Source organism: Pseudomonas sp. NPDC087612 (assembly GCF_044743505.1).
GTDB lineage: Bacteria > Pseudomonadota > Gammaproteobacteria > Pseudomonadales > Pseudomonadaceae > Aquipseudomonas.
In genome coordinates this window covers 62,294-84,094 of the sequence record NZ_JBIUWO010000008.1, presented here as the reverse complement: position 1 = coordinate 84,094, position 21,801 = coordinate 62,294, and the positions used below count along the sequence as shown (strand labels likewise).

The following is a 21,801-nucleotide window of genomic DNA, read 5'->3' as shown; positions in this document are numbered from 1 at the left end:
TGGCCTGGATCAATGGCGCCTTTGTCATCTTGTGCAACACTGACTTCAGTGATATCAAATAGCCATACCTCGGCTGTACTCGATCACAACTATAAGGGAGAGCAGCATGCAAGGCCTGATCATCAATAACGCGCGCCTGGAGTTCCTGCGCCCGGCCCTGGAACGCTGGGTCGATTGCATCGACCGCTTCAACCAGACCCTCGGTGACGGTGAGGCGCCCTATTGGCACGGCGCCCAGGCCAACCTCGGGCTGCTCTCGGCCGCCGCCTGGCAGGCCGAGCTGGTGACCCTGCAGCAGCACCAGAGCAAGAAGCAGCGCGATGACGGCGATCGCGAAGGCCGCTGCGACCTGTACATCGCCAACCGCGAAGAGGCCGCCTACCTGCAGGCCAGCCAGCGCTGGCCACGCATCGCCAAGCTCGACCTGAATAACGCCCTGGGCGAAACCGTCCAGGCTGCTCGGCAAATTGCCGCGCCCAGCCAGCTTAAAGTCGCTGCGCTGTTCGCCAGCCCCTGGAAAGCCGGCCAGCACGCCAGCCCCGAAGAGCTGCAGGACCTGGTCGACGACCTGCAAAAGCATAACGCCTGCGCCATCGCCTGGTACTTTCCCTACGCCTACCGCAAGCTGCACAACGAAGCCGGCCAGTATCACCCCGGCATCGCCCTGTTGCTCAAGCAGGCCTGACCCGGGGAACCTCCCACCCCTGGCGTGCCTCTACTGGCAATAGCGGCCATCATTGCGAGGGAAACGACATGGGTATCAAGCCGATTGCACTGCTGCTGGCAGTGACTGCGGGGTTAAGCGGCTGCGGCGAGAACGCCCGCCTTGAGGTCAGCGACGGGATCGGCCCGTCGCCGCAATTGCCCGAACCGAACAAGACCCTGATCCCCACCGTCAACATCGCCCCCGCCATTGGCTGGCCCCAGGGCATGACGCCCAAGGCCGCGCCCGGCACCCAGGTGGCGGCCTTCGCCGCAGGCCTGGACCACCCGCGCTGGCTCTATGCCCTGCCCAACGGCGACATCCTGGTAGCCGAAACCAATGCCCCGCCCAAGCCCGATGACGGCAAGGGTATTCGCGGCTGGGTGATGGGCAAGGTCATGGACCGCGCCGGCGCCGGCGTGCCCAGCGCCAACCGCATCAGCCTGCTACGCGACAGCGACCACGACGGCGTGGCGGAAACCCGCACGACCTTTATCGAGAACCTCAATTCACCGTTCGGCATGGCCCTGGTCGGCAATGACTTCTACGTTGCCGACACCGATCGCCTGCTGCGCTTTCACTATGAACCCGGCGCGACTTCGATCAAGGGCCCGGGTACAGCCGTGGCCGAACTACCGGGCGGCACGCTGAACCATCACTGGACCAAGAACGTGATCGCCAGCCGTGACGGCAAGAAGCTCTACGTCACCGTCGGCTCCAATAGCAATGTCGGCGAGAACGGCATGGACCAGGAAAAAGGCCGCGCGGCGATCTGGGAAGTCGACCCGGCCAGCGGCCAGACGCGGATCTTCGCCTCGGGCCTGCGCAACCCCAACGGCCTGGCCTGGGAGCCGCACACCGGACAGCTGTGGACCGCAGTCAACGAGCGTGACGAGATCGGCAGCGACCTGGTGCCCGACTACATTACCTCGGTCAAGGATGGCGGCTTCTATGGCTGGCCCTACAGCTATTACGGCCAGCACATCGATCAGCGGGTCAACCCGTCTGATCCGAACCTGGTGGCCAGCGCCATTGCCCCGGACTATGCGGTGGGGCCGCACACGGCGTCGCTGGGCCTGACCTTCGCCGAAGCAGGGGTGCTGCCGGCACCGTTCGAGCAAGGCGCGTTCATTGGCCAGCATGGCTCGTGGAACCGCAAGCCGCACAGCGGCTACAAGGTGATCTTCGTACCCTTCAGCACTGCCGGCAAACCTGCGGGCAAGCCGATCGACGTGCTCAGCGGGTTTCTCAATGATGAAGGCAAGGCCATGGGCCGGCCGGTCGGGGTGATCAACGATCAGCGCGGCGGCTTGCTGGTAGCCGATGATGTCGGGAACACGATCTGGCGGGTGAGCAAGGCCCGGTAAGCCGGGGGAGCTTAGCGTTTGCGGCAGAGGGTCAAGCCATCGCCAATCGGCAGCATCGACAGGTCCACCCGTGGGTCGTCCTTGAGCGTGCAGTTCAAGGCCTGAATGGCGCGGGTGTCTTCGCTGTGCGGGTTTTGCTCAAGCACCCGCCCGCTCCACAAGGTGTTGTCGAACAGTACCAGCCCGCCCACTCGCAGCAGTCGCAGGGCCTCATCCAGATAGTGCGGGTAGTTGGCCTTGTCGGCATCGATGAAGATCAGGTCGTAGCGCGCTGATGGCAGTGTCGCCAGGGTCTGCAACGCCGGTGCCAGGCGTAGCTCGATGCGCTCGGCGACTCCAGCCTCCTGCCAGTAGCGCCAGGCCACGGCGTTGTAGCTGCCCTCAAGGTCGCAACAAAGCAACTGCCCGTGCGCCATGGCCTGAGCCATGCACAAAGCGCTGTAGCCGGTGAAAGTACCCACCTCGATCACCCGCTCGGCACCGATCAGGCGCACCAGCAGCGCCAGCAACTGGCCTTGCTCCGGTGCCACCTGCCAGCGTGCTTCGGCCAGGGCCTGGGTTTCTTCACGCAAACGGGCGAGCAACGGCGTCTCGCGCAGCGACACGCTTTGCAGGTAGTGGTAGAGGGGGTCGTCGAGGTAGAGCGTCTGGGCGGTCATCGTCTACCTCGCACAGGTCAGGGGTTGCGCGCCAGGTGCGCTGGCTGCAGCACCCGCTTGGCGTTCAGGTAGGTCTTTTGCCAATAGCTGTTGGACAGGTAGTCCAGGCGCACCGTTCCGCCGGTGGCCGGGGCATGGACGAAGCGCCCTTCGCCGACATAGATACCGGCATGGCTGACCTGCGAGCCACCATTGGTGGCAAAGAACACCAGGTCGCCGGACTGCAGGTCGTTGCGCTCGATGCTCGGTGCGCGGATGCCGATCATCTCCCGGGTCGAACGCGGCAACGAGATGCCCGCAGCATCACGATAGACGTAGCCAATCAGGCCGCTGCAGTCGAAACCCGAATCCGGGGTGTTGCCGCCCCAACGGTACGGCGTGCCGACCAGGCCGAGGGCGCGGAACAGCACGTCTTCGGCAACCGGGGAGAAATACACTTGCGGGGCCATGACTGCCGGCTCGACCACTTTACGCGGGGCCGGGGCATGACTTGAGCAGGCACCGAGCAGTGCTGCGAGGGAAAGTAGAGCGAAGCGCGCCATCATCGCCATGGTCAGAACATCCTGTCTGAAGCCGCTTCGGCCAAGAGCCGAAAAGAGTTGAGAATTTAGATTAGACGCTTTCTGTAAACACGCACGGCGACGAGCTTTTCAGCTACGTCGCCGTGGTCAAACCTGTCGAAGGATCAGTTGCGCGAGAGCGTGGTCGCGGCCGGAGCCATGGCCAGTGCACGCTTGGCTTCGATGAAGGTCTTGCTCCAGTAGCGATCACCGAGCTTGTCGATGCGCACGCCACCGCTGCGGCGGCTGCTGGAGTGGATGAACTGATCGTCGCCGAGGTAGATACCGGCGTGGCTGACGCGGCCGCGACCATTGGTGCTGAAGAACAGCAGGTCGCCTGGCTTGAGGTTGTTGCGAGCAACCAGCGGGGCCTTGACGTTGATCATTTCGCGGGTAGAGCGCGGCAGGTTGAGGCCGGCTTCTTCGCGGAACAGGTAGCCGATGAAGCCGCTGCAATCAAAGCCGGTGTTCTCGGAGGTACCACCGAAACGGTAGCGGGTACCGATCAGCGACATGCCGCGCTCGAGAATGTTGTCGGCCAGGGCTGGCAGCTGGTAAGGCTTGCTGCTGGAGAAATCTTGCAGCTCTTCTTCGGTGGCCAGCTCTTCCTCGAACGTCGCCTGGACGGAGGACTTGGTCGAAACCTGAGCGGAAACCGGTTGCTGCTGAACCTGCTGCTGCGATACGGGACCGGTGGTCGCGCAGCCAAAAAGCAGGGTCACGAGTGCGAGGGGCACGAGGGGTGCGAAGCGATTTAGCATGGGCACGACCGTGTCTGGAATTTAAAGAAGTCGAGACTATGCCTTCTATCGCATCGATTTGCAAATTCAATCGAAAAAAATGTGACTTTTATGTGCCGAGGCTCTAGCCCCTGCCTTACCAGCCCAAAGTTTCTTTCAAGAACGGGATGGTGAGCTTGCGTTGAGCCTGCAAAGAGGCCTGGTCGAGGCGCTCAAGCAGGTCGAACAGTGCGCTCATGCTACGGGTGCCACGGGTGAGGATGAAGTGCCCGACCTCGTCGGTCAGGTGCAGGCCGCGGCGCGAAGCACGCAATTGCAGGGCGCGCAGCTTGTCTTCGTCCGACAGCGCACGCATCTGGAAGATCAGCGCCAGGGTCAGGCGCGACTTGAGGTCGGCGAGCTTGATCGGCAGTTCGCGGGGCGAGCTGGAGGCAGCCAGCAACAGGCGCCGACCACTGTCGCGCAGGCGATTGAAGAGGTGGAACATGGCCTCTTCCCACTCCGGCTTGCCGGCAATGACATGCAGGTCGTCGAGGCAGACCAGTTCATACTGTTCGAGGTTGTCGAGCAATTCGACGCCGCGATCGAGCAATTGCGCCAGGGGCAGGTACACCGCCGGTTCACCCAGTTGCTCGAAGCGCAGGCAGGCGGCCTGCAGCAGGTGGGTGCGGCCCACGCCCTGTTTGCCCCACAGGTAGATCAGGCTTTCGGTCCAGCCGGCGTCGGCTTCGCAGAGTCGCTCGACGTAGCCCAAAGCGGCGGCGTTGGCACCCGGATAGTAGTTGATGAAGGTGGCGTCATCACGCAGACGCACACCCAGGGGCAACTGGATCGGTTTCATGCTGGCTGGGCAGTTCCGGGGAACCGCAAGGGGCCTTTTGTGAAAAGTCTGCAAAGTTTATACCCGTGGAGCCCCTCGCACAATCGGCGCAGACCACAAGTAAAATCAAAGGCTTGCATTAGCGGGTAAAGGCCAATGCAAGCCAGGTGCTATCAAGCTAGAGATCCGGGTCGATTTCACCCGCGTAGATATCCGACTCTTTATACAGGTCATGCACATGGCGCAGCAGCACCATGATCACCGCCGCCACCGGCAAGGCCAGCAACACCCCGGTAAAACCGAACATCTCGCCACCAGCCAGGATCGCGAAGATCACCGCCACCGGGTGCAGGCCAATGCGATCGCCCACCAGCAGCGGTGTCAGCACCATGCCTTCGAGCGCCTGGCCAACCATGAATACGGCTGCGATGCCGAGCAAAGGATAAGGGTCGCCGCCAAACTGGAACAGCCCGGCAATCATCGCCGCGCCGATACCAATAATGAAGCCCATGTACGGCACGATCGCCGCCAGGCCCGCCAGCAGGCCGATCAGCAAGCCCAGCTCCAGGCCCACCAGCATCAGCCCCGAGGCATAGATGATACCCAGGGCCAGCATCACCAGCAGCTGGCCACGGACGAAGGCGCCCAGCACTTCGTGACACTCACCGGCCAGGGCCACCACCCGCTCCTCGCGCTGGCGCGGCAGCAGGCTGCGGATCTTGGCCATCATCAGGTCCCAGTCGCGCAGCAGGTAGAAGCTCACCACCGGGATCAGCACCAGGTTGGCCAGCCAGCCGATCAGGGCCAGGCCCGAAGCCGTGGCCTGGGACAGGATGACCCCGACGATGTCAGTGGTCTGGCCCATGTGCTCGCTGATGGCCGCCTTGATCTTGTCGAACTTCCAGAAGCCGTCGGCCAGGCCCAGGCGCGTCTGCACCCAGGGCAGGGCCTGGTGCTGCAGCCAGTCGAGCATCTGCGGCGCCAGCTCATACAGGCGCACCAGCTGTTTGGCCAGCATCGGCACCAACACCAGCAGCAACAAGGTCAGCAGCAGGGTGAACAGGGCAAACACCACCACCACGCCCCAGGTGCGCGACAGGCCGGCGCGCTCCAGACGGTCGACCAGCGGATCGGCCAGGTAGGCCAGCAAAATGCCGACCAGAAACGGCGAAAGAATCGGGTGCAGCCAATACAGCAAGGCCGCGCACAGCAGCGCCCCGCCCACCCATACCCAACGACGTGTATCAGTCATGAACGGCTCCCGGCCAGGTCAGGGTTTACCAACGAAAACGCAGCCCGCTGAAAGGTTGCGGGGCGGCGGCCTGGGTTGCCCCGGGGTTGGCCGGATCGACGGCTGCAGGTGCCGCGGGCGCATCGGCCGGCAGTTCCTGCAACTTGGCCAGGCCCAGTTGCGCGCGCAACTGATCGCTGTTGCCGGTGACCTGGTAGGTCAGGGTATCGCCCTGCACCACCTTGAGCCGCGCGCCGTAAGGCTCGAGCACCCGGCCCAGTTCGGCATAACGTTCCAGGGTCATGCCCTGGACCTGCACCTGCATTTCGCTGCTGGCCCCTGGACGGGCGACGAAGCGCGGCGCCAGGCGGTTGCTGACGGCGAGCATCACGGCATCGGCCAGGGCCGCCTGATCAGCGCCCTCGGCAGTGCCCTGCTCGCGCTGCTCGCCCAGCCACAGGCGCCACTTACCCTGCCATTTGCCATCGGCTTCGCTGGCGTGCACCGCCAGCAAGGCATCGGCGCCGTAGCGCTCGGAAGCCTCGCGCAGCGGCGCCGGGTCGGTGCCTTCAAGATTCTTGCCGGTTGCCACCAGTTGCTCCTGCAGATCGGCCAGCGGCAAGCGCAGCGGCAGGCCGCGGTGCTGGGCGGCGCGACGCAGCGGTTCGGCGCTGCCCTGGCCGTCGCCGACCAGGTTCGAACCTTCGACGCTGTCGTTCAACCACCAGCCGAGGATCGCTGGCCGGTTATTGCCCCACAGGGCCAGGCCCGCCTGACGCAAGGTGCGCTCGGTGCTGCCCGGGTCGAAGTCGACCAGCACGGTTTCCGGCGGGCCGGCCTCGAAGCCGAACTGGCTGATGATTTGTTGCGGGTCTTTGCGCAGCGCAGCCAGGCCCGGGCTTTGCACAGCCTTGGCGTCGCCGGTGAGGCGCAACACCAGGGTTTCAAGGGCTTTTTCGGTGGCCTGGGTACGGGCTTCGGCGCCCTGGCCGGTGACCGGTTCGCGGACCTGATAAAGGCCGGAGAGGGTTTCGGCCTGAGCCGAGAGGCCGAACAGGGCCAGACAGCCGGCGGCCAGGTAATTACGCAAACGCATGGAGGATTCCTGTCCAGGTAATAAAGAAGCGTGGGCGACAAAAACGGACGCAGCTCAGACCGCAGCACCCGGTAAAACATTCAACCGCTGGCGGCAAATTGCGCCCATCGCCTTTGCTATACCTTATACAGCCTGCGCCGTGGCAACCAGTCGCGCACTGTTAAAGCGTATTTTTCGCAACATTTAAGGCCCTGCCCGTCGGCCTGAGGATGGCCGCTACCGGGCAACCCTGATAAAATCGCGCGCCTTCGCAGACCGGCGACGGTCAGGCAGCCGGATTCCCTCCGCCTTGCCTGGCAGGTCACGGTCGATTCCCCTGAATCCCTCCCCCCTAAAGGCCTGGATCATGAGCAAGCAACCCTCCCTGAGCTACAAGGACGCCGGTGTAGACATCGACGCCGGTGAAGCATTGGTCGAACGCATCAAAGGCGTTGCCAAGCGCACGGCGCGCCCGGAAGTCATGGGCGGCCTGGGCGGTTTTGGCGCCCTCTGCGAGATCCCGGCCGGCTACAAGCAGCCGGTTCTGGTCTCCGGCACCGACGGCGTCGGCACCAAGCTGCGCCTGGCACTGAACCTGAACAAGCACGACAGCATCGGCCAGGACCTGGTCGCCATGTGCGTCAACGACCTGGTGGTCTGTGGTGCCGAGCCGCTGTTCTTCCTCGACTACTACGCCACCGGCAAACTCAATGTCGACGTTGCCGCTACCGTGGTCACCGGTATCGGCGCTGGCTGCGAACTGGCTGGTTGCTCCCTGGTCGGCGGTGAAACCGCTGAAATGCCAGGCATGTACGAAGGCGAAGACTACGACCTGGCCGGCTTCTGCGTTGGCGTGGTAGAAAAAGCCGAAATCATCGACGGCTCCAAGGTTGCCACTGGCGACGCGCTGATCGCCCTGCCATCGTCCGGCCCGCACTCCAACGGCTACTCGCTGATCCGCAAGATCATCGAAGTTTCCGGTGCCGACATCGAAACCGTACAGCTCGACGGCAAGCCGCTGACCGAATTGCTGATGGCCCCGACGCGCATCTACGTAAAGCCGCTGCTCAAGCTGATCAAGGACACCGGCGCGGTCAAGGCCATGGCCCACATCACCGGTGGCGGCCTGCTCGACAACATCCCGCGCGTCCTGCCAAAAGGCGCCCAGGCTGTGGTTGACGTGGCCAGCTGGAATCGCCCGGCGGTGTTCGACTGGCTGCAACAGCAAGGCAACGTCGACGAGCACGAAATGCACCGCGTATTGAACTGCGGCGTCGGCATGGTCATCTGCGTCGCCCAGGACCAGGTCGAGATCGCCCTGAAGGTCCTGCGTGAAGCCGGCGAGCAGCCATGGGTCATCGGCCAGATCGGCATCGCCGCCGAAGGCGCTGCCCAGGTTGAGCTGAAGAACGTCAAGGCACACTGATGCCGAGCAAGACCTGTGATGTCGTGGTGCTGTTGTCCGGCACCGGCAGCAACCTGCAAGCATTGATCGACAGCACCCGCACCGGCGACAGCCCGGTGCGGATCTGCGCGGTCATCTCCAACCGCGCCGACGCCTATGGCTTGCAGCGCGCCAAAGACGCCGGTATCGCCACCGCCGTGCTCGACCACAAGGCCTTCGACGGCCGCGAGGCATTCGACGCGGCACTGGTCGAACTGATCGATGGCTACCGCCCGCAACTGGTGGTGCTGGCCGGTTTCATGCGCATCCTCAGTGCCGGCTTTGTCCGTCACTACCAGGGCCGCTTGCTGAACATCCACCCGTCCCTGCTGCCCAAGTACAAGGGCCTGCACACTCATCAACGAGCGCTGGAAGCCGGCGATGCCGAGCATGGCTGCAGCGTGCACTTCGTCACCGAGGAACTCGATGGCGGACCGCTGGTCGTACAGGCAGTGATACCGGTAGAGTTGGATGACACGCCAGAACGTCTGGCACAGCGGGTTCACAGCCAGGAACACCTGATCTATCCGCTGGCGGTGCGCTGGTTTGCCGAGGGCCGTTTGCGCCTGGGCGAGCACGGTGCTCTACTGGATGGCCAGCCTCTGGCGGCCAGCGGCCACTTGATTCGACCCTAGGAGAAATTATGCGTCGTGCCCTGCTCTTCGCTCTCGCCGTGCTCGCGCTGCCGTTGCAGGCAGCCGATCTGAAGCCATTCTCGGCCAGCTACACCGCCGACTGGAAGCAACTGCCCATGAGTGGCACTGCCGAGCGCAGCCTGGAAAAGAACGCCAACGGTACCTGGAACCTCAATTTCAAGGCGTCGATGATGATCGCCAGCCTGATTGAGCAAAGTACCCTGAAGCTGGACAAGGACACCCTGCTGCCCCAGACCTACCACTTCGAACGTGGCGGCCTGGGCAAGGCCAAGAAGGTCGATCTGGATTTCGACTGGAGCAGCAAGAAGATCACCGGCACCGACCGCGGCGACGCGATCAACCTGCCGCTCAACCGCGGTGTGCTCGACAAGTCCACCTATCAACTGGCCCTGCAGCATGACGTGGCAGCCGGCAAGAAGAGCGTGAGCTACCAGGTGGTCGATGGCGACGAGATCGACACCTACGACTTCCGCGTCCTGGGCAGCGAGAAAGTCACCACCAAGACCGGCCAGGTCGATGCCATCAAGGTCGAGCGCGTGCGCGACCCGAGCCAGAGCAAGCGCATCACCGAGCTGTGGTTCGCCAAGGACTGGGATTACCTGCTGGTGCAACTGCGCCAGGTCGAGACCGACGGCAAGGAGTACGTGATCGTCCTGCAGGACGGCACGGTCGACGGCAAGACAGTCAAGGGCAACTGATTGCCTGACTGCTGGTAACACCCGAAACCCCGCCACGTGCGGGGTTTTTTTTACACCCTTGGTAGGAGCGGGCTTACCCCGCGATCGCAGGCTACCCGTCACATCGCATCGCGGGGCAAGCCAGCCCCCACAGGGACATGAAAGATGTTTCATGCGCCGTTTATTTACTTAGCCTGCTAACAAATTCTATAAAAGAGACCTGCGACACGGTGCCGCAGTTAACTGAAAGTGGAGTTTGCAGATGACTGTCAAAGTAACTGAGCGCGACGAAAGCAAAATGTCTCACGAAGGCCTGGCTGCGGGCGTGCGCATCTGGGATGTGCATCAGCAGGGTGAGCTGGTCGGCATGTTCCACAACGAGCATGAGGCCCACAGCTACCGCATCGAGCTGGAATACCTCGAGAACAGACGGCAACAGCAATAACCCCCTCCAGAAAAAACAAACCCCGCCGAAGCGGGGTTTGTCGTCTTTACCACATCAGATCGTCAGGGATCACGTAGGCCGCGTACGGATCGTCGGCATCCGGCTCTTCAACCTGGGTGTTGAGCAGGACAATACGCTGCGGGTCGCGCTCCTGGATCTTCAGCGCCGCTTCACGAGGGATCACTTCGTAACCACCGCCATGGGCCACGATGGCCAGCGAACCGCTGCTCAGCTTGCTGCGCATCAGGGCGTTGACCGACAGACGCTTGACCTTCTTGTCGTCGACGAAGTTGTAGTAGTCCTCGGTGGTCAGCTTGGGCAGGCGCGAGACTTCGATCAATTGCTTGACCTGGGCGGCGCGGGCCTTCTGCTCGGCCTTCTCCTGCTGCTGGCGGTTGAGCTCCTGGTCGCGCTTGGCTTTTTCCGCCATGGCTTCCTTGGCCAGCCGCTGCTGGGTATCGTCGACCTCGACCTGGCCTTTGTGCTCCAGGCGCTTTTGTTTCTTCTGATCTTTACTGACCTGCTTGACCTGTTTCTGGTTGACCAGACCGGCCTTGAGCAATTGGTCGCGAAGGGAAAGGCTCATCGTTCACTCACTTATGCAACAGCTCAGCCGCAGCTGGGCAGGTTCTTTTCCTGACGTTTGGCTTCGCCCCAGAGCGCATCCATGTCTTCGAGGGTGCAATCTTCAATCGGACGGCCTATGTCGCGCAATGCCTGTTCGATAAAACGGAAACGTCGCTCAAACTTTTTGTTCGCCCCGCGCAGGGCGTTTTCCGGGTCGACCTTCAGGTGGCGGGCCAGGTTGACCGCCGCGAACAGCAAATCGCCAAGCTCGTCGGCCAGGGCCACGCTGTCGTCGTCGGCCATGGCCTGCAGCACTTCGTCGAGTTCTTCGCGAACCTTGTCGAGCACCGGCAAGGCGTGTGGCCAGTCGAAACCGACCTGGGCGGCACGCTTTTGCAGTTTGGCCGCCCGCGACAAGGCCGGCAACGCGGCCGGCACATCGTCGAGCAACGACAACTGCTCGGGCTCGCCCTTCTCGGCGCGCTCCTGGGCCTTGATCTGTTCCCAGCGCTGCTTGACCTGGGCTTCGTCGAGCTTGGGTGTGTCGAGGGCAGCGTAGAGTTCACCGCTTGGGAATACGTGCGGATGGCGGCGGATCAGCTTGCGGGTGATGCTGTCGACCACGCCATCGAACTCGAAACGGCCTTCTTCGCGTGCCAGCTGGCTGTAGTAGACCACCTGAAACAGCAGGTCACCAAGTTCGCCCTGCAAGTGCTCGAAGTCGCTGCGCTCGATGGCGTCGGCCACTTCGTAGGCTTCTTCGAGAGTGTAGGGGACGATGGTCGCGTAGGTCTGCTTGAGGTCCCACGGGCAGCCATGCTGCGGGTCGCGCAGGCGGGCCATGAGGTGGAGCAGGTCGTCTAGGGTGTGCATCAAAGGGCTCTCTCAGGTCTGGCCTCATCGCTGGCAAGCCAGCTCCCACAGGATCGGAGCAACCTGTTTCCTGTGGGAGCCGGCTTGCCGGCGATAGGGCCTCAAGGCGTACGGTTACGCCGCGTCTCGATGATGTTCGGCAGTTGCGAAATCCGCCCCAGCAGGCGCCCGAGGGCATCCAGGCCAGGAATCTCGATGGTCAGCGACATCAGTGCGGTGTTGTCTTCCTTGTTCGAGCGGGTGTTGACCGCCAGCACGTTGATCCGCTCGTTGAGCAGGACCTGGGAAACGTCACGCAGCAAGCCCGGACGGTCGTAGGCACGGATGATGATATCCACCGGGTAGGTCTGTACCGGCACCGGCCCCCAGCTGACCTGGATGATCCGCTCCGGCTCGCGCCCGGCCAATTGCAGCACCGAGGCGCAGTCCTGACGGTGGATGGTCACGCCACGGCCCTGGGTGATGTAGCCAACAATCGCATCGCCCGGCAGCGGCTGGCAGCAACCGGCCATTTGCGTGAGCAGGTTGCCGACGCCCTGGATCTGGATGTCGCCACGCTTGCCCGGCTTGTAGCCGGTGGCCTTGCGCGGCACCAGCTCGACATGATCGCTGCGCTCGGGCTCGACCAGTTGCTGCGCGGCGTTGACCAGGTGCGCCAGGCGCAGGTCCCCGGCGCCCAGCGAGGCGAACATGTCCTCGGCGGTACGCAGGTTGGCTTTTTCCGCCAGGCGTTCGAAGTCGACCTGCGGCAGGCCCAGGCGGTTGAGTTCGCGCTCGAGCAGGGTTTTGCCGGCGGCGACGTTCTGGTCGCGGGCCTGCAACTTGAACCAGTGGACGATCTTCGCCCGCGCCCGCGAGGTGGTGACGTAGCCCAGGTTCGAGTTCAGCCAGTCGCGGCTGGGGTTGCCGTGCTTGCTGGTGATGATCTCGACCTGCTCGCCGGTCTGCAGGCTGTAGTTGAGCGGCACGATGCGGCCGTTGATCTTCGCCCCGCGGCAGTTGTGGCCGATCTCGGTGTGCACCCGGTAGGCAAAGTCCAGCGGCGTGGCGCCCTTGGGCAGGTCGATGGCGTGGCCATCGGGGGTGAATACGTAGACCCGGTCCGGTTCGATATCAACGCGCAGCTGTTCGGCCAGGCCACCGATGTCGCCCAGCTCCTCATGCCATTCCAGCACCTGGCGCAACCAGGAGATTTTCTCCTCGTAGTGGTTGGAGCTGGGTTTGACATCGGTGCCCTTGTAGCGCCAGTGCGCGCAGACGCCGAGCTCGGCCTCTTCGTGCATGGCATGGGTGCGGATCTGCACCTCGAGGACCTTGCCCTCAGGGCCGATCACCGCGGTGTGCAACGAGCGGTAGCCGTTTTCCTTGGGGTTGGCGATGTAGTCGTCGAACTCTTTGGGAATGTGCCGCCAGAGGGTGTGGACGATACCCAGCGCGGTGTAGCAGTCGCGCATTTCCGGGACCAGCACGCGCACTGCGCGCACGTCGTAGATCTGGCTGAATTCCAGGCCCTTGCGCTGCATTTTGCGCCAGATCGAATAGATGTGCTTGGCCCGGCCGCTGATGTCGGCGTTGACGCCGGTGGCCAGCAGTTCGTTCTGCAGCTGGTTCATCACGTCGCTGATGAAGCGCTCGCGGTCCAGCCGGCGCTCGTGCAAAAGCTTGGCGATCTGCTTGTACTGATCGGGTTCGAGGTAGCGGAAGGACAGGTCTTCCAGCTCCCACTTGATATGACCGATGCCCAGTCGGTGGGCCAGCGGTGCGTAGATATCGAAGACTTCGCGGGCGACGCGATTGCGTTTCTCGTCGTCGGCGCCTTTGACCGCGCGAATCGCGCAGGTCCGCTCGGCCAGCTTGATCAACGCCACGCGCACGTCGTCGACCATTGCCACGAGCATCTTGCGCAGGTTCTCGACCTGCGCCTGCGAGCCCAGCACCAGCGACTGGCGCGGGCTGAGACTGGCACTGATGGCTGCCATGCGCAGCACGCCGTCGATCAGTTTGGAGACCACCGGGCCAAAACGCTGGCCGACTTCAGCCAGGGTCACCTTGCCTTCGCGCACGGCGCGGTAGATGACCGCGGCGACCAGCGAGTCCTGGTCGAGCTTGAGGTCGGCCAGGATTTCAGCGATTTCCAGGCCGGCCTGGAAACTCGACGTACCATCGGCCCAGGAATGCTTGGCCGGGTTGCCCTTTTTTTCGATGTCCTGGGCGAACTCGCAAGCGGCCTTGAGGGCCTCCCGGTCCAGCGCCAGGTCGACGCTCACCACATGATCCAGCCATGCTTCGAGATTGATACTGCCGTCGGTGTTGACCGGCTGGTGCACTCTCACCTGTACCATCTTTGTTTACCTTTCCCTACAGCGCATTCGCGATGCGCTTGAAATCACTGGTGCTGCCCCTGCCGGACCCAAGGTGCAGCGCCGAACGCGTCAGCCTGGCTAACCCGCTTCGAATAACGCCATGGCTTCGACATGCGCCGTCTGAGGAAACATGTCGAGAATCCCGGCACTTTTTAACCGGTAACCCTGCCTGACCAGTTCAACGGTGTCGCGGGCCAGGGTCGCCGGATTGCACGATACATAAACAAGACGTTTCGCGCCGAGGTCTGCGATTTTTCGCACAACCTCAAATGCACCATCACGCGGTGGGTCCAAGAGTACCGCAGAAAAGCCTCCTGCGGCCCAGCCCGACGCCGCCAAAGGCTGCGATAAATCGGCCTGAAAAAACTGCGTGTTATGCAAATTGTTGCTACGGGCATTGGCGGCGGCCCGCTCGACCATCGCCTGCACCCCCTCCACCGCCACCACTTCCTTGGCCTGCCGGGCCAGCGGCAAGGCAAAGTTTCCCAGGCCACAGAACAGGTCGAGCACGCGCTCATCGGCCTGCGGCGCCAACCAGGCCAGGGCCTGCTCGATCATCGCGGTGTTGACCTGGGCGTTGACCTGGACGAAATCGCCCGGCCGGTACGCAAGCTCCAGGTTCCACGGTTCAAGGCGGAAACCGAGGCTCTGACCGGCGTCCAGCGGCAAAGGTTCACCCTCGCCTTGCAGCCACAGCTGCGCACCGGCCTCGGCGCAGAACGCCTGCAGGCGCGCCAGGTCGCACTCACCCAATGGCCCGGTGTGGCGCAACAGCAGCGCCAGCGCGGTACCGCTGAACAGTTCGACGTGACCCACCACTTGCGGCTTGCTCAGGCTGCGTAACAGCGTAGGCAGGTGACGCATGATTGATTGCAAGGGTTGTACCAGCACCGGGCAGTCGTCGATGGCGACGATGTCCTGGCTTGCTTCGGCGCGAAAACCGACTTCAAGCTGTTTTGCCTTGTTGTCCCAACGCACCGCAACCCGCGCCCGGCGCCGGTAGCCGAATTCCGGACCGCTCAGCGGCGCGGCCCAATGCTCGGGCTGCACGCCGGCAACCCGCTGCAACTGCTCGGCCAGCAGGCGTTGCTTGAGCGCCAGTTGCTCGGCATGGGGCAGGTGCTGCAGGTTGCAGCCTCCACAGCGGTCGAAGTGCTTGCACGGGGCCTCGCGGCGCGCCGGGCTGGCACTGAACACCCGCTCAAGGCGCGCCTCGACCACCTTGCCGTGGGTGTTGAGCACCCGCGCTTCGACCTCTTCCTCGGCCAGCGCGCCACTGACGAACCAGGTACGACCGTCGAGAAAGGCGATGCCCCGGCCGTCACCGGCCAGGCGCTCGATGCTCAGGCGCTGCTTTTTACCGGTGGGGATCTGTGGCGCGCGGGTGCCACCGGCCGGCTGAAAGCGCAGGCCGCTGTTACGTTTGTTCTTGGACATCAGTTCACTGAATCGAAAATGCCGGTCGACAGGTAACGGTCGCCACGGTCGCAAATGATCGCCACCATCACGGCGTTTTCCAGCTCGCGGGACAGGCGCAGCATGGCTGCCACTGCACCACCGGAGGACACACCACAGAAAATGCCCTCTTCCCGGGCCAGGCGGCGGGTGGTTTCTTCGGCTTCGCTCTGGGCCATGTCGACCACACGGTCAACGCGCTCGGACTGGTAGATCTTCGGCAGGTATTCCTGCGGCCAGCGGCGGATGCCGGGGATGGCCGAGCCTTCCATCGGCTGCAGGCCGACGATCTGCACCGCCGGGTTCTGCTCCTTGAGGTAGCGCGAGCAGCCCATGATGGTGCCGGTGGTGCCCATGGAGCTGACGAAGTGGGTAATGCTGCCCTGGGTCTGGCGCCAGATTTCCGGGCCGGTGCTCACGTAGTGGGCTTCAGGGTTGTCGCCATTGCCGAACTGGTCGAGCACCAGGCCACGGCCTTCGGCCTGCAGGCGGTCGGCCAGGTCGCGGGCGCCTTCCATGCCCTCTTCCTTGCTGACCAGGATCAGCTCGGCGCCATAGGCGGTCATCGCCGCCTTGCGCTCGGCGCTGGAATTGTCGGGCATGATCAGGATCATCTTGTAACCCTTGATCGCCGCCGCCATGGCCAGAGCGATGCCGGTGTTGCCCGAGGTCGCTTCGATCAGGGTATCGCCCGGCTTGATCTGCCCACGCAGCTCGGCGCGGGTGATCATCGACAGCGCCGGCCGGTCCTTGACCGAGCCTGCCGGGTTGTTGCCTTCAAGCTTGAGCAGGAGGGTATTGCTGGTTTCGCCGGCAATGCGCTGCAGGCGGACCAGAGGCGTGTTGCCGACGCAATCGGCGATGGTTGGGTACTGCAAGGTCATGGCGTATTCGCAATCCAGACTGCGGGGGCGCCTATCATACCGGCAAACGGGATTTGCCCATATCACGCAATGTGTTGGGGTTATAGCTGCGAGCTATAAGCAATAAATCTCCGACAGTGGACATGCACTCACCTGAAACCTGTGGGAGCCGGCCTGCCGGCGATGGGCCGCGAAGCGGACCCGCGATCACACTGCTGGCAGCTGCATGTTCAGGCGCAGGCCCTGCCCGGTATTCTGCGCCCACAAGCGCCCGCCCTGACGGACGATGGCGTTACGGGCAATGCTCAGGCCCAGCCCGAAGCCGCCATCGCCGGGGCGCGATCCGTCCAGGCGGGTAAAGGGTGCGAAAATGCGCTCCAGCTCGCTTTCGGCGACGCCACCACCCTGGTCTTCCAGCCAGATCAGCCAGGTATCGCCCTGGCGCCGCCCGTCCAGACGGATCACCCCCGTGGCCGAGGAATGCCGAATGGCATTGCGCAGGATGTTCTCCAGGGCCTGGGCCAGGCTGTTGAGGTTGCCTTGCACCCAGCACGAGGCATCCAGCCCACAGCGCAGTTGCGCGGCCGGCCAGGCGCTTTCGTAGCAGGCGTCTTCAGCGAGCATTTCCCACAGGGCCTGGACCTGGATCGGCTCTTTGCTCAAGGGCGCCCGCTCAGTGTCGAGCCAGGCCAGTTGCAAGGCATCTTCGACCAGATGCTGCATGCAGTCGATTTCGCGCCCCAGGCGTACGCGTAGCTGATTGGCATCCGCCTCGCTGTCGCAGGCCACGCGCAAGCGGCTCAAGGGCGTGCGCAGCTCGTGGGAAAGGTCGCGCAACAGCTGCTGTTGCAAGGCCACCGTGCCCTGCAGACGTTCGGCCATGTCATCGAAGGCACGGCCCAGTTCGCCCAACTCGTCCTGGCGGCTGGTGGTGCTGCTGGCGACCCGGGCCGAGAGCTGGTCGGCACGCCAGGCATTGGCCTGCTCGCGCAACTGGATCAGCGGCACAACCAGCATGCGGTAGAGGCCGACGCATAGCAGCAAGGTAAACAGCCCGGGGATGATGCCGTTGGTCACCACCCGCCACAGCACCCGGTACTGCCCCGGCGCCAGGCGCTGCGGCAGCTCCATGACCAAGGTGCCCAAATGTGGCTGTTGCGGGAACGGCAGGCGCATCCACGGCATGCCAATCGCGCGCGGGCTTACTGGCCAGTCGATGCCGCGCAGAAAGGTCAGGCGCCGGCTTTCAGCCTCGTTGAGCGGCGTGCTGCTCAACGACTGCAGGTTCGGGCCGATCACCCCGACCCAGCCGCTTTCCTTTTCACCCACCGCCGCCAGCCAGGCGTCGATACCGACCTGCCCGCCTTGCAGCCAGGCCTGCTCGGCTTCGCTGGCATAGCCTTGCAGGATGCTTTTGGCCTGTTCGGAAAGGAAGGCGTTCTGGGTGTCCATGTGCCGGCCCCAGGTCCAGCTCAGGCCGATCATCAGCAGGCAGAAGCCCACCAGCAGGATCGCCAGTTTCCAGAACACGGAATGACGATTGGGCACCTCAGTGCACCTCAACGCTACTGAGCACGTAGCCCTTGCCCCACACCGTGCGCACCTCGCGCTCCAGGTAGCCGATGGCCTTGAGCTTGCGGCGGATCTGGCTGACGTGCATGTCCAGGCTGCGATCGTGGCGAGCATAGCCGCGCTGCAACACCTGCTGATAAAGGAAGGCCTTGCTCAGCACCTCTTCATCGCTGCGCTGCAGGGTGTCGAGCAGGCGGTACTCGCTGAGAGTCAACCCCGCCCACTGCTGGCCATAACAGACATCGCTGGCCTCTTCGTCGAAGCGCAGTTCACCGGCCAGCATCGCAGCCGGTTGCTGGTGGCGCCGCTCCAGCGCTACCCGGCGCAGGATCGCTTCGATGCGAACCTGCAGCTCGACCATACTGAAGGGCTTGGGCAGGTAGTCATCGGCGCCACGCTTGAAACCGCTGATGCGGTCGGCCTCGGCGCCCAGCGCCGACATCAGGATCACCGGCGTCGAGCTGCTTTTGCGCAACTGCGCCAGTACATCCAGGCCGTTGAGGCCGGGCAGCAGGATATCCATCAGCACCACATCAAAGCGGCTGCTCTGCGCGACCTGCAGGCCCTCCTTGCCATTCTGGCACCAGGTGACCTTGAAGCCGCCGCGTTGCAGCTCTTCGCGCAGGTAGGCACCCAGGACCGGATCGTCCTCGATGGCAAGGATGTTGGAGGTGCTAATAGATACAGGAGTCATTGGCCGATGCTAGCAATTCTCAATCACGCGATTATTCGGCATTCCCCGTGCACAGGCAACCGCAGCTCGACCAAAGCCCCGGTTATCCTTGGCAACCGACAAAAGCAGATACAAATGAGTGCATTACGCGAGTAGGCGCGGTACTTTTCCGACTTGGTCCGTCAGCAGGAGCTGGCGGAGGCTTACAGCGCTTACCGGGCACAGGAGAGTGGCGTGCTGAATAGATTGGGGATCAGAAGCCGCGTGCTGTTGCTCGCCTTGTTGCCAGCCGGCCTGATGGCGCTGGTGCTGGGCGGCTACTTCACCTGGTTGCAGCAGAGCGAGCTGCAGACCCAACTGCTGCAACGCGGCAAGATGATTGCCGAGCAACTGGCCCCGCTGGTGGCGCCGGCCCTGGCGCGGCACGACCCGGCGCAGCTGGAGCGCATTGCCGCCCAGGCCCTGGAGCAGTCCGATGTGCGTGCCGTGGCTTTTCTCGGCCCCGACCGCAACGCCCTGGCCCACGCCGGCCCGAGCATGCTCAACCAGGCACCCACCGGTGGCGGCACGCAGTTGCTGCAGCGCACCGGCAATGACGCCACCCGTTACTTGCTGCCGGTGTTCGGCCGCCACCGCGACCTGGCCGGCGAGCTGATTCCCGGCGAAGCCGATCGCCTGCTCGGCTGGGTGGAAATCGAGCTGTCCCACGACGGCACCCTGCTGCGCGGCTACCGCAGCCTGTTTACCAGCCTGCTGCTGATTTTCCTCGGCCTGGCCGCCACCGCCCTGCTAGCCCTGCGCATGAGCCGCACGATCAACGGCCCGATCGGCCAGATCAAATACGCAGTCACCCAGTTGAAAGACGGCAACCTCGAAGAACGCTTGCCGGCAATGGGCAGTTACGAGCTTGATGAACTGGCTGCGGGGATCAACCGTATGGCCGAAACCCTGCACAACGCCCACGAAGAGCTGCAGCACAGCATCGACCAGGCCACCGAAGACGTGCGCCAGAACCTGGAAACCATCGAGATCCAGAACATCGAGCTGGACATGGCGCGCAAGGAGGCCCTGGAGGCCAGCCGGATCAAGTCCGAGTTCCTCGCCAACATGAGCCATGAAATCCGTACGCCGCTGAACGGCATTCTTGGTTTCACCCATTTACTGCAAAAAAGCGAACTGACCCCGCGCCAGCTCGACTACCTGGGCACCATCGAAAAGTCCGCCGGCAGCCTCTTGGGCATCATCAACGAGATCCTCGATTTCTCCAAGATCGAGGCCGGCAAGCTGGTGCTCGACAGCATTCCGTTCAACCTGCGCGACCTGATCCAGGACACCCTGACCATCCTCGCCCCGGCGGCCCACGCCAAACAGCTGGAGCTGGTCAGCCTGGTGTACCGCGATACACCGCTGTCGCTGGTTGGCGACCCGCTGCGGCTCAAGCAGATCCTTACCAACCTGGTCAGCAACGCCATCAAGTTCACCCGCGAGGGCACCATCGTCGCCCGGGCCATGCTCGAGGACGAGCGCGAAGACAGCGTGCAGTTGCGCATCAGCGTTCAGGACACCGGCATCGGCTTGTCCAGCCAGGATGTGCGGGCACTGTTCCAGGCCTTCAGCCAGGCCGACAACTCGCTGTCGCGCCAACCCGGTGGCACAGGCCTGGGCCTGGTGATTTCCAAGCGCCTGATCGAACAGATGGGCGGTGAGATCGGCGTCGACAGTACGCCCGGCGAAGGCTCGCAGTTCTGGATCAGCCTGAGCCTGCCCAAGGCCCGCGACGACGCCGAAGACCTGCCAACGCAACCGCTGGTGGGCCGCCGCGTAGCAATTGTCGACAGCCACGAGCTGGCGCGCCAGGCCCTGGAGCATCAACTGGAAGACTGTGGCCTGAGCGTCAGCCTGTACACCACGGTCGAACAACTGCTGCACGCGGTCGAAGCCGCCAGCCTGGCCGGGCAACCCTTCGAGCTGGCGGTGCTTGGGGTCAACCTCGACAGCCTCTCGCCGGAGCGCCTCGGTCAGTACATCCAGCAACTGGAAAACCTCGCCTGCCAGGCCCTGGTGCTGTGCCCGACCACCGAACAGGCGCTGTACCACCCTTACCTGCCCAATGCTCACGGCCAGTTGCAGGCCAAGCCTGCCTGCACGCGCAAATTGCGCCGGGCCCTGGTCGAGATGGTCCAGCCGCGGCGCCCGGGCAGCGAGAGCAAGCCGGTGTCCGACCAGCCGTTGCCGAAGGTGCTGTGCGTCGACGACAACCCGGCCAACCTGCTGCTGGTGCAAACCCTGCTCGAAGACCTCGGTGCCGAAGTGCTGGCGGTCGACAGCGGCTATGCGGCGGTTCAGGCGGTGCAGGACGAGCGCTTCGACCTGGTGCTGATGGACGTGCAGATGCCCGGCATGGACGGGCGCGAATGCACCGAGCAGATCCGCCAGTGGGAAACCAGCCAGAGCGGCCCGGCGCTGCCAATCGTGGCGCTGACCGCCCACGCCATGGCCAACGAAAAGCGCGCCCTGCTGCACAGCGGCATGGACGACTACCTGACCAAACCGATCAGCGAGCGCCAACTGGCCCAGGTGGTGCTCAAATGGACCGGCATGGCCCTCGGTGCGCCGCGCCCGGAACGCCCGCTGGAGCGCACGCCGGACAGCAGCGAACTGAAGGTGCTCGACCCCGAGGAAGGCCTGCGCCTGGCTGCCGGCAAGCCGGACTTGGCCGCCGACATGCTGGCGATGCTGCTGGCGTCGCTGGAGTCCGACCGCGAAGCGATTCGTGTCGCCCGCGAGGCAGCCGACCGCAATGGCATGATCGAGCGCGTGCACCGGCTCAATGGCGCCTCGCGCTACTGCGGGGTGCCGCAACTGCGCGCCGCCTGCCAACGCAGTGAAACCTTGCTCAAGCAGGATGACCCACAGGCGCCGCAAGCGCTGGACGAACTGGACCGGGCCATCACCCGGCTGACTGCCCAGGCGCGCATGAGCGCCTGAACCCTGGCTGACCTGGGGCAAGGCCCGATCCTTGCCCCTTGGTTAAACTTTCAGGCAAAGCCTTCAGGAA

20 protein-coding genes are annotated in these 21,801 nt (G+C 63.8%); 7 read left to right on the top strand and 13 right to left on the bottom strand.

The window, feature by feature from the left end:
* The first annotated feature begins 106 nt into the window (after window positions 1-106).
* The gene (locus ACIOVF_RS17670) at window positions 107-685 is read left to right on the top strand and encodes a hypothetical protein (RefSeq protein ID WP_045195550.1); all 579 of its coding nucleotides are present in this window, start codon (window positions 107-109) and stop codon (window positions 683-685) included.
* Between the two features lie 68 nt (window positions 686-753).
* Window positions 754-2,070, top strand: a complete 1,317-nt coding sequence (locus tag ACIOVF_RS17665; RefSeq protein ID WP_401291157.1) for a PQQ-dependent sugar dehydrogenase — start codon at window positions 754-756, stop codon at window positions 2,068-2,070.
* Between the two features lie 11 nt (window positions 2,071-2,081).
* Here the strand turns inward: ACIOVF_RS17665 and ACIOVF_RS17660 are convergent, their stop codons facing one another.
* The 6 genes from ACIOVF_RS17660 to ACIOVF_RS17635 form a co-directional block, all read right to left on the bottom strand.
* Window positions 2,082-2,729 (bottom strand): O-methyltransferase, encoded by a 648-nt coding sequence (locus ACIOVF_RS17660; protein WP_401291154.1) that lies wholly within the window; start codon window positions 2,727-2,729, stop codon window positions 2,082-2,084.
* A 17-nt stretch (window positions 2,730-2,746) separates the two neighbouring features.
* Window positions 2,747-3,280, bottom strand: coding sequence for a C40 family peptidase (locus ACIOVF_RS17655; protein WP_093380304.1), 534 nt, complete (start codon window positions 3,278-3,280; stop codon window positions 2,747-2,749).
* A 134-nt stretch (window positions 3,281-3,414) separates the two neighbouring features.
* Window positions 3,415-4,050, bottom strand: coding sequence for a C40 family peptidase (locus ACIOVF_RS17650; RefSeq protein ID WP_045195558.1), 636 nt, complete (start codon window positions 4,048-4,050; stop codon window positions 3,415-3,417).
* A gap of 115 nt (window positions 4,051-4,165) precedes the next feature.
* The gene (gene hda, locus ACIOVF_RS17645) at window positions 4,166-4,870 is read right to left on the bottom strand and encodes a DnaA regulatory inactivator Hda (RefSeq protein ID WP_010220358.1); all 705 of its coding nucleotides are present in this window, start codon (window positions 4,868-4,870) and stop codon (window positions 4,166-4,168) included.
* A gap of 157 nt (window positions 4,871-5,027) precedes the next feature.
* On the bottom strand, window positions 5,028-6,101 hold the full coding sequence (locus ACIOVF_RS17640; protein WP_045195560.1) for an AI-2E family transporter: 1,074 nt from the start codon (window positions 6,099-6,101) through the stop codon (window positions 5,028-5,030).
* A 25-nt stretch (window positions 6,102-6,126) separates the two neighbouring features.
* Window positions 6,127-7,176 carry a DUF2066 domain-containing protein gene (locus tag ACIOVF_RS17635; protein ID WP_401291147.1) on the bottom strand — a complete coding sequence of 350 codons (1,050 nt, stop codon included), beginning with the start codon at window positions 7,174-7,176 and terminating at the stop codon, window positions 6,127-6,129.
* A 346-nt stretch (window positions 7,177-7,522) separates the two neighbouring features.
* On the opposite strand from ACIOVF_RS17635, the gene purM reads away from it, so the two are divergent.
* The 4 genes from purM to ACIOVF_RS17615 all read left to right on the top strand — a co-directional run bounded on the left by purM (window position 7,523) and on the right by ACIOVF_RS17615 (window position 10,377).
* Window positions 7,523-8,581, top strand: coding sequence for a phosphoribosylformylglycinamidine cyclo-ligase (gene purM, locus ACIOVF_RS17630; RefSeq protein ID WP_195884836.1), 1,059 nt, complete (start codon window positions 7,523-7,525; stop codon window positions 8,579-8,581).
* Window positions 8,581-9,234: a phosphoribosylglycinamide formyltransferase gene (gene purN / locus ACIOVF_RS17625; protein WP_093380297.1), complete on the top strand. Its 654-nt coding sequence runs from the start codon at window positions 8,581-8,583 to the stop codon at window positions 9,232-9,234. The genes purM and purN overlap by 1 nt, the downstream gene beginning before the upstream one ends.
* 8 nt (window positions 9,235-9,242) lie before the next feature.
* A complete protein-coding gene (locus ACIOVF_RS17620; RefSeq protein ID WP_045195566.1) occupies window positions 9,243-9,953 on the top strand; it encodes a DUF3108 domain-containing protein in 711 nt (236 codons plus the stop codon).
* Between the two features lie 241 nt (window positions 9,954-10,194).
* Entirely contained in the window at window positions 10,195-10,377 is a 183-nt protein-coding gene (locus ACIOVF_RS17615; protein WP_038993913.1) for a hypothetical protein, read from the top strand.
* A 46-nt stretch (window positions 10,378-10,423) separates the two neighbouring features.
* Here the strand turns inward: ACIOVF_RS17615 and ACIOVF_RS17610 are convergent, their stop codons facing one another.
* From ACIOVF_RS17610 to ACIOVF_RS17580, 7 genes are all read right to left on the bottom strand, one after another.
* Window positions 10,424-10,963, bottom strand: a complete 540-nt coding sequence (locus ACIOVF_RS17610; RefSeq protein WP_045195569.1) for a DUF2058 domain-containing protein — start codon at window positions 10,961-10,963, stop codon at window positions 10,424-10,426.
* 23 nt (window positions 10,964-10,986) lie between these two features.
* Window positions 10,987-11,817, bottom strand: coding sequence for a nucleoside triphosphate pyrophosphohydrolase (gene mazG / locus ACIOVF_RS17605; RefSeq protein ID WP_045195571.1), 831 nt, complete (start codon window positions 11,815-11,817; stop codon window positions 10,987-10,989).
* A 101-nt stretch (window positions 11,818-11,918) separates the two neighbouring features.
* Window positions 11,919-14,159, bottom strand: coding sequence for a GTP diphosphokinase (gene relA / locus ACIOVF_RS17600; protein WP_045195574.1), 2,241 nt, complete (start codon window positions 14,157-14,159; stop codon window positions 11,919-11,921).
* A 99-nt stretch (window positions 14,160-14,258) separates the two neighbouring features.
* Complete coding sequence (gene rlmD / locus ACIOVF_RS17595; protein WP_401291139.1) at window positions 14,259-15,617, bottom strand: 23S rRNA (uracil(1939)-C(5))-methyltransferase RlmD; 1,359 nt, start codon at window positions 15,615-15,617, stop codon at window positions 14,259-14,261.
* Window positions 15,617-16,519, bottom strand: coding sequence for a cysteine synthase CysM (gene cysM / locus ACIOVF_RS17590; RefSeq protein WP_045195576.1), 903 nt, complete (start codon window positions 16,517-16,519; stop codon window positions 15,617-15,619). The genes rlmD and cysM overlap by 1 nt, the downstream gene beginning before the upstream one ends.
* 186 nt (window positions 16,520-16,705) lie before the next feature.
* Window positions 16,706-18,046, bottom strand: a complete 1,341-nt coding sequence (locus tag ACIOVF_RS17585) for a histidine kinase sensor domain-containing protein (protein ID WP_401291135.1) — start codon at window positions 18,044-18,046, stop codon at window positions 16,706-16,708.
* A gap of 1 nt (window position 18,047) precedes the next feature.
* Window positions 18,048-18,764 carry a response regulator transcription factor gene (locus ACIOVF_RS17580; RefSeq protein WP_045195578.1) on the bottom strand — a complete coding sequence of 239 codons (717 nt, stop codon included), beginning with the start codon at window positions 18,762-18,764 and terminating at the stop codon, window positions 18,048-18,050.
* 213 nt (window positions 18,765-18,977) lie between these two features.
* Here ACIOVF_RS17580 and ACIOVF_RS17575 point away from each other — a divergent pair, with 213 nt between their 5' ends.
* Window positions 18,978-21,731, top strand: a complete 2,754-nt coding sequence (locus ACIOVF_RS17575; RefSeq protein WP_045195580.1) for a response regulator — start codon at window positions 18,978-18,980, stop codon at window positions 21,729-21,731.
* Window positions 21,732-21,801 lie beyond the last annotated feature (70 nt).

Coding starts and splice junctions, on each gene's coding strand:
- ACIOVF_RS17580 (WP_045195578.1), bottom strand. CDS start 18,764: ATGACTCCTGTATCTATTAGCACCTCCAACATCCTTGCCATCGAGGAC.
- cysM (WP_045195576.1), bottom strand. CDS start 16,519: ATGACCTTGCAGTACCCAACCATCGCCGATTGCGTCGGCAACACGCCT.
- ACIOVF_RS17660 (WP_401291154.1), bottom strand. CDS start 2,729: ATGACCGCCCAGACGCTCTACCTCGACGACCCCCTCTACCACTACCTG.
- mazG (WP_045195571.1), bottom strand. CDS start 11,817: ATGCACACCCTAGACGACCTGCTCCACCTCATGGCCCGCCTGCGCGAC.
- ACIOVF_RS17650 (WP_045195558.1), bottom strand. CDS start 4,050: ATGCTAAATCGCTTCGCACCCCTCGTGCCCCTCGCACTCGTGACCCTG.
- ACIOVF_RS17655 (WP_093380304.1), bottom strand. CDS start 3,280: ATGGCGATGATGGCGCGCTTCGCTCTACTTTCCCTCGCAGCACTGCTC.
- ACIOVF_RS17670 (WP_045195550.1), top strand. CDS start 107: ATGCAAGGCCTGATCATCAATAACGCGCGCCTGGAGTTCCTGCGCCCG.
- ACIOVF_RS17615 (WP_038993913.1), top strand. CDS start 10,195: ATGACTGTCAAAGTAACTGAGCGCGACGAAAGCAAAATGTCTCACGAA.
- hda (WP_010220358.1), bottom strand. CDS start 4,870: ATGAAACCGATCCAGTTGCCCCTGGGTGTGCGTCTGCGTGATGACGCC.
- ACIOVF_RS17640 (WP_045195560.1), bottom strand. CDS start 6,101: ATGACTGATACACGTCGTTGGGTATGGGTGGGCGGGGCGCTGCTGTGC.
- relA (WP_045195574.1), bottom strand. CDS start 14,159: ATGGTACAGGTGAGAGTGCACCAGCCGGTCAACACCGACGGCAGTATC.
- purM (WP_195884836.1), top strand. CDS start 7,523: ATGAGCAAGCAACCCTCCCTGAGCTACAAGGACGCCGGTGTAGACATC.
- ACIOVF_RS17665 (WP_401291157.1), top strand. CDS start 754: ATGGGTATCAAGCCGATTGCACTGCTGCTGGCAGTGACTGCGGGGTTA.
- ACIOVF_RS17610 (WP_045195569.1), bottom strand. CDS start 10,963: ATGAGCCTTTCCCTTCGCGACCAATTGCTCAAGGCCGGTCTGGTCAAC.
- ACIOVF_RS17635 (WP_401291147.1), bottom strand. CDS start 7,176: ATGCGTTTGCGTAATTACCTGGCCGCCGGCTGTCTGGCCCTGTTCGGC.
- ACIOVF_RS17620 (WP_045195566.1), top strand. CDS start 9,243: ATGCGTCGTGCCCTGCTCTTCGCTCTCGCCGTGCTCGCGCTGCCGTTG.
- rlmD (WP_401291139.1), bottom strand. CDS start 15,617: ATGTCCAAGAACAAACGTAACAGCGGCCTGCGCTTTCAGCCGGCCGGT.
- purN (WP_093380297.1), top strand. CDS start 8,581: ATGCCGAGCAAGACCTGTGATGTCGTGGTGCTGTTGTCCGGCACCGGC.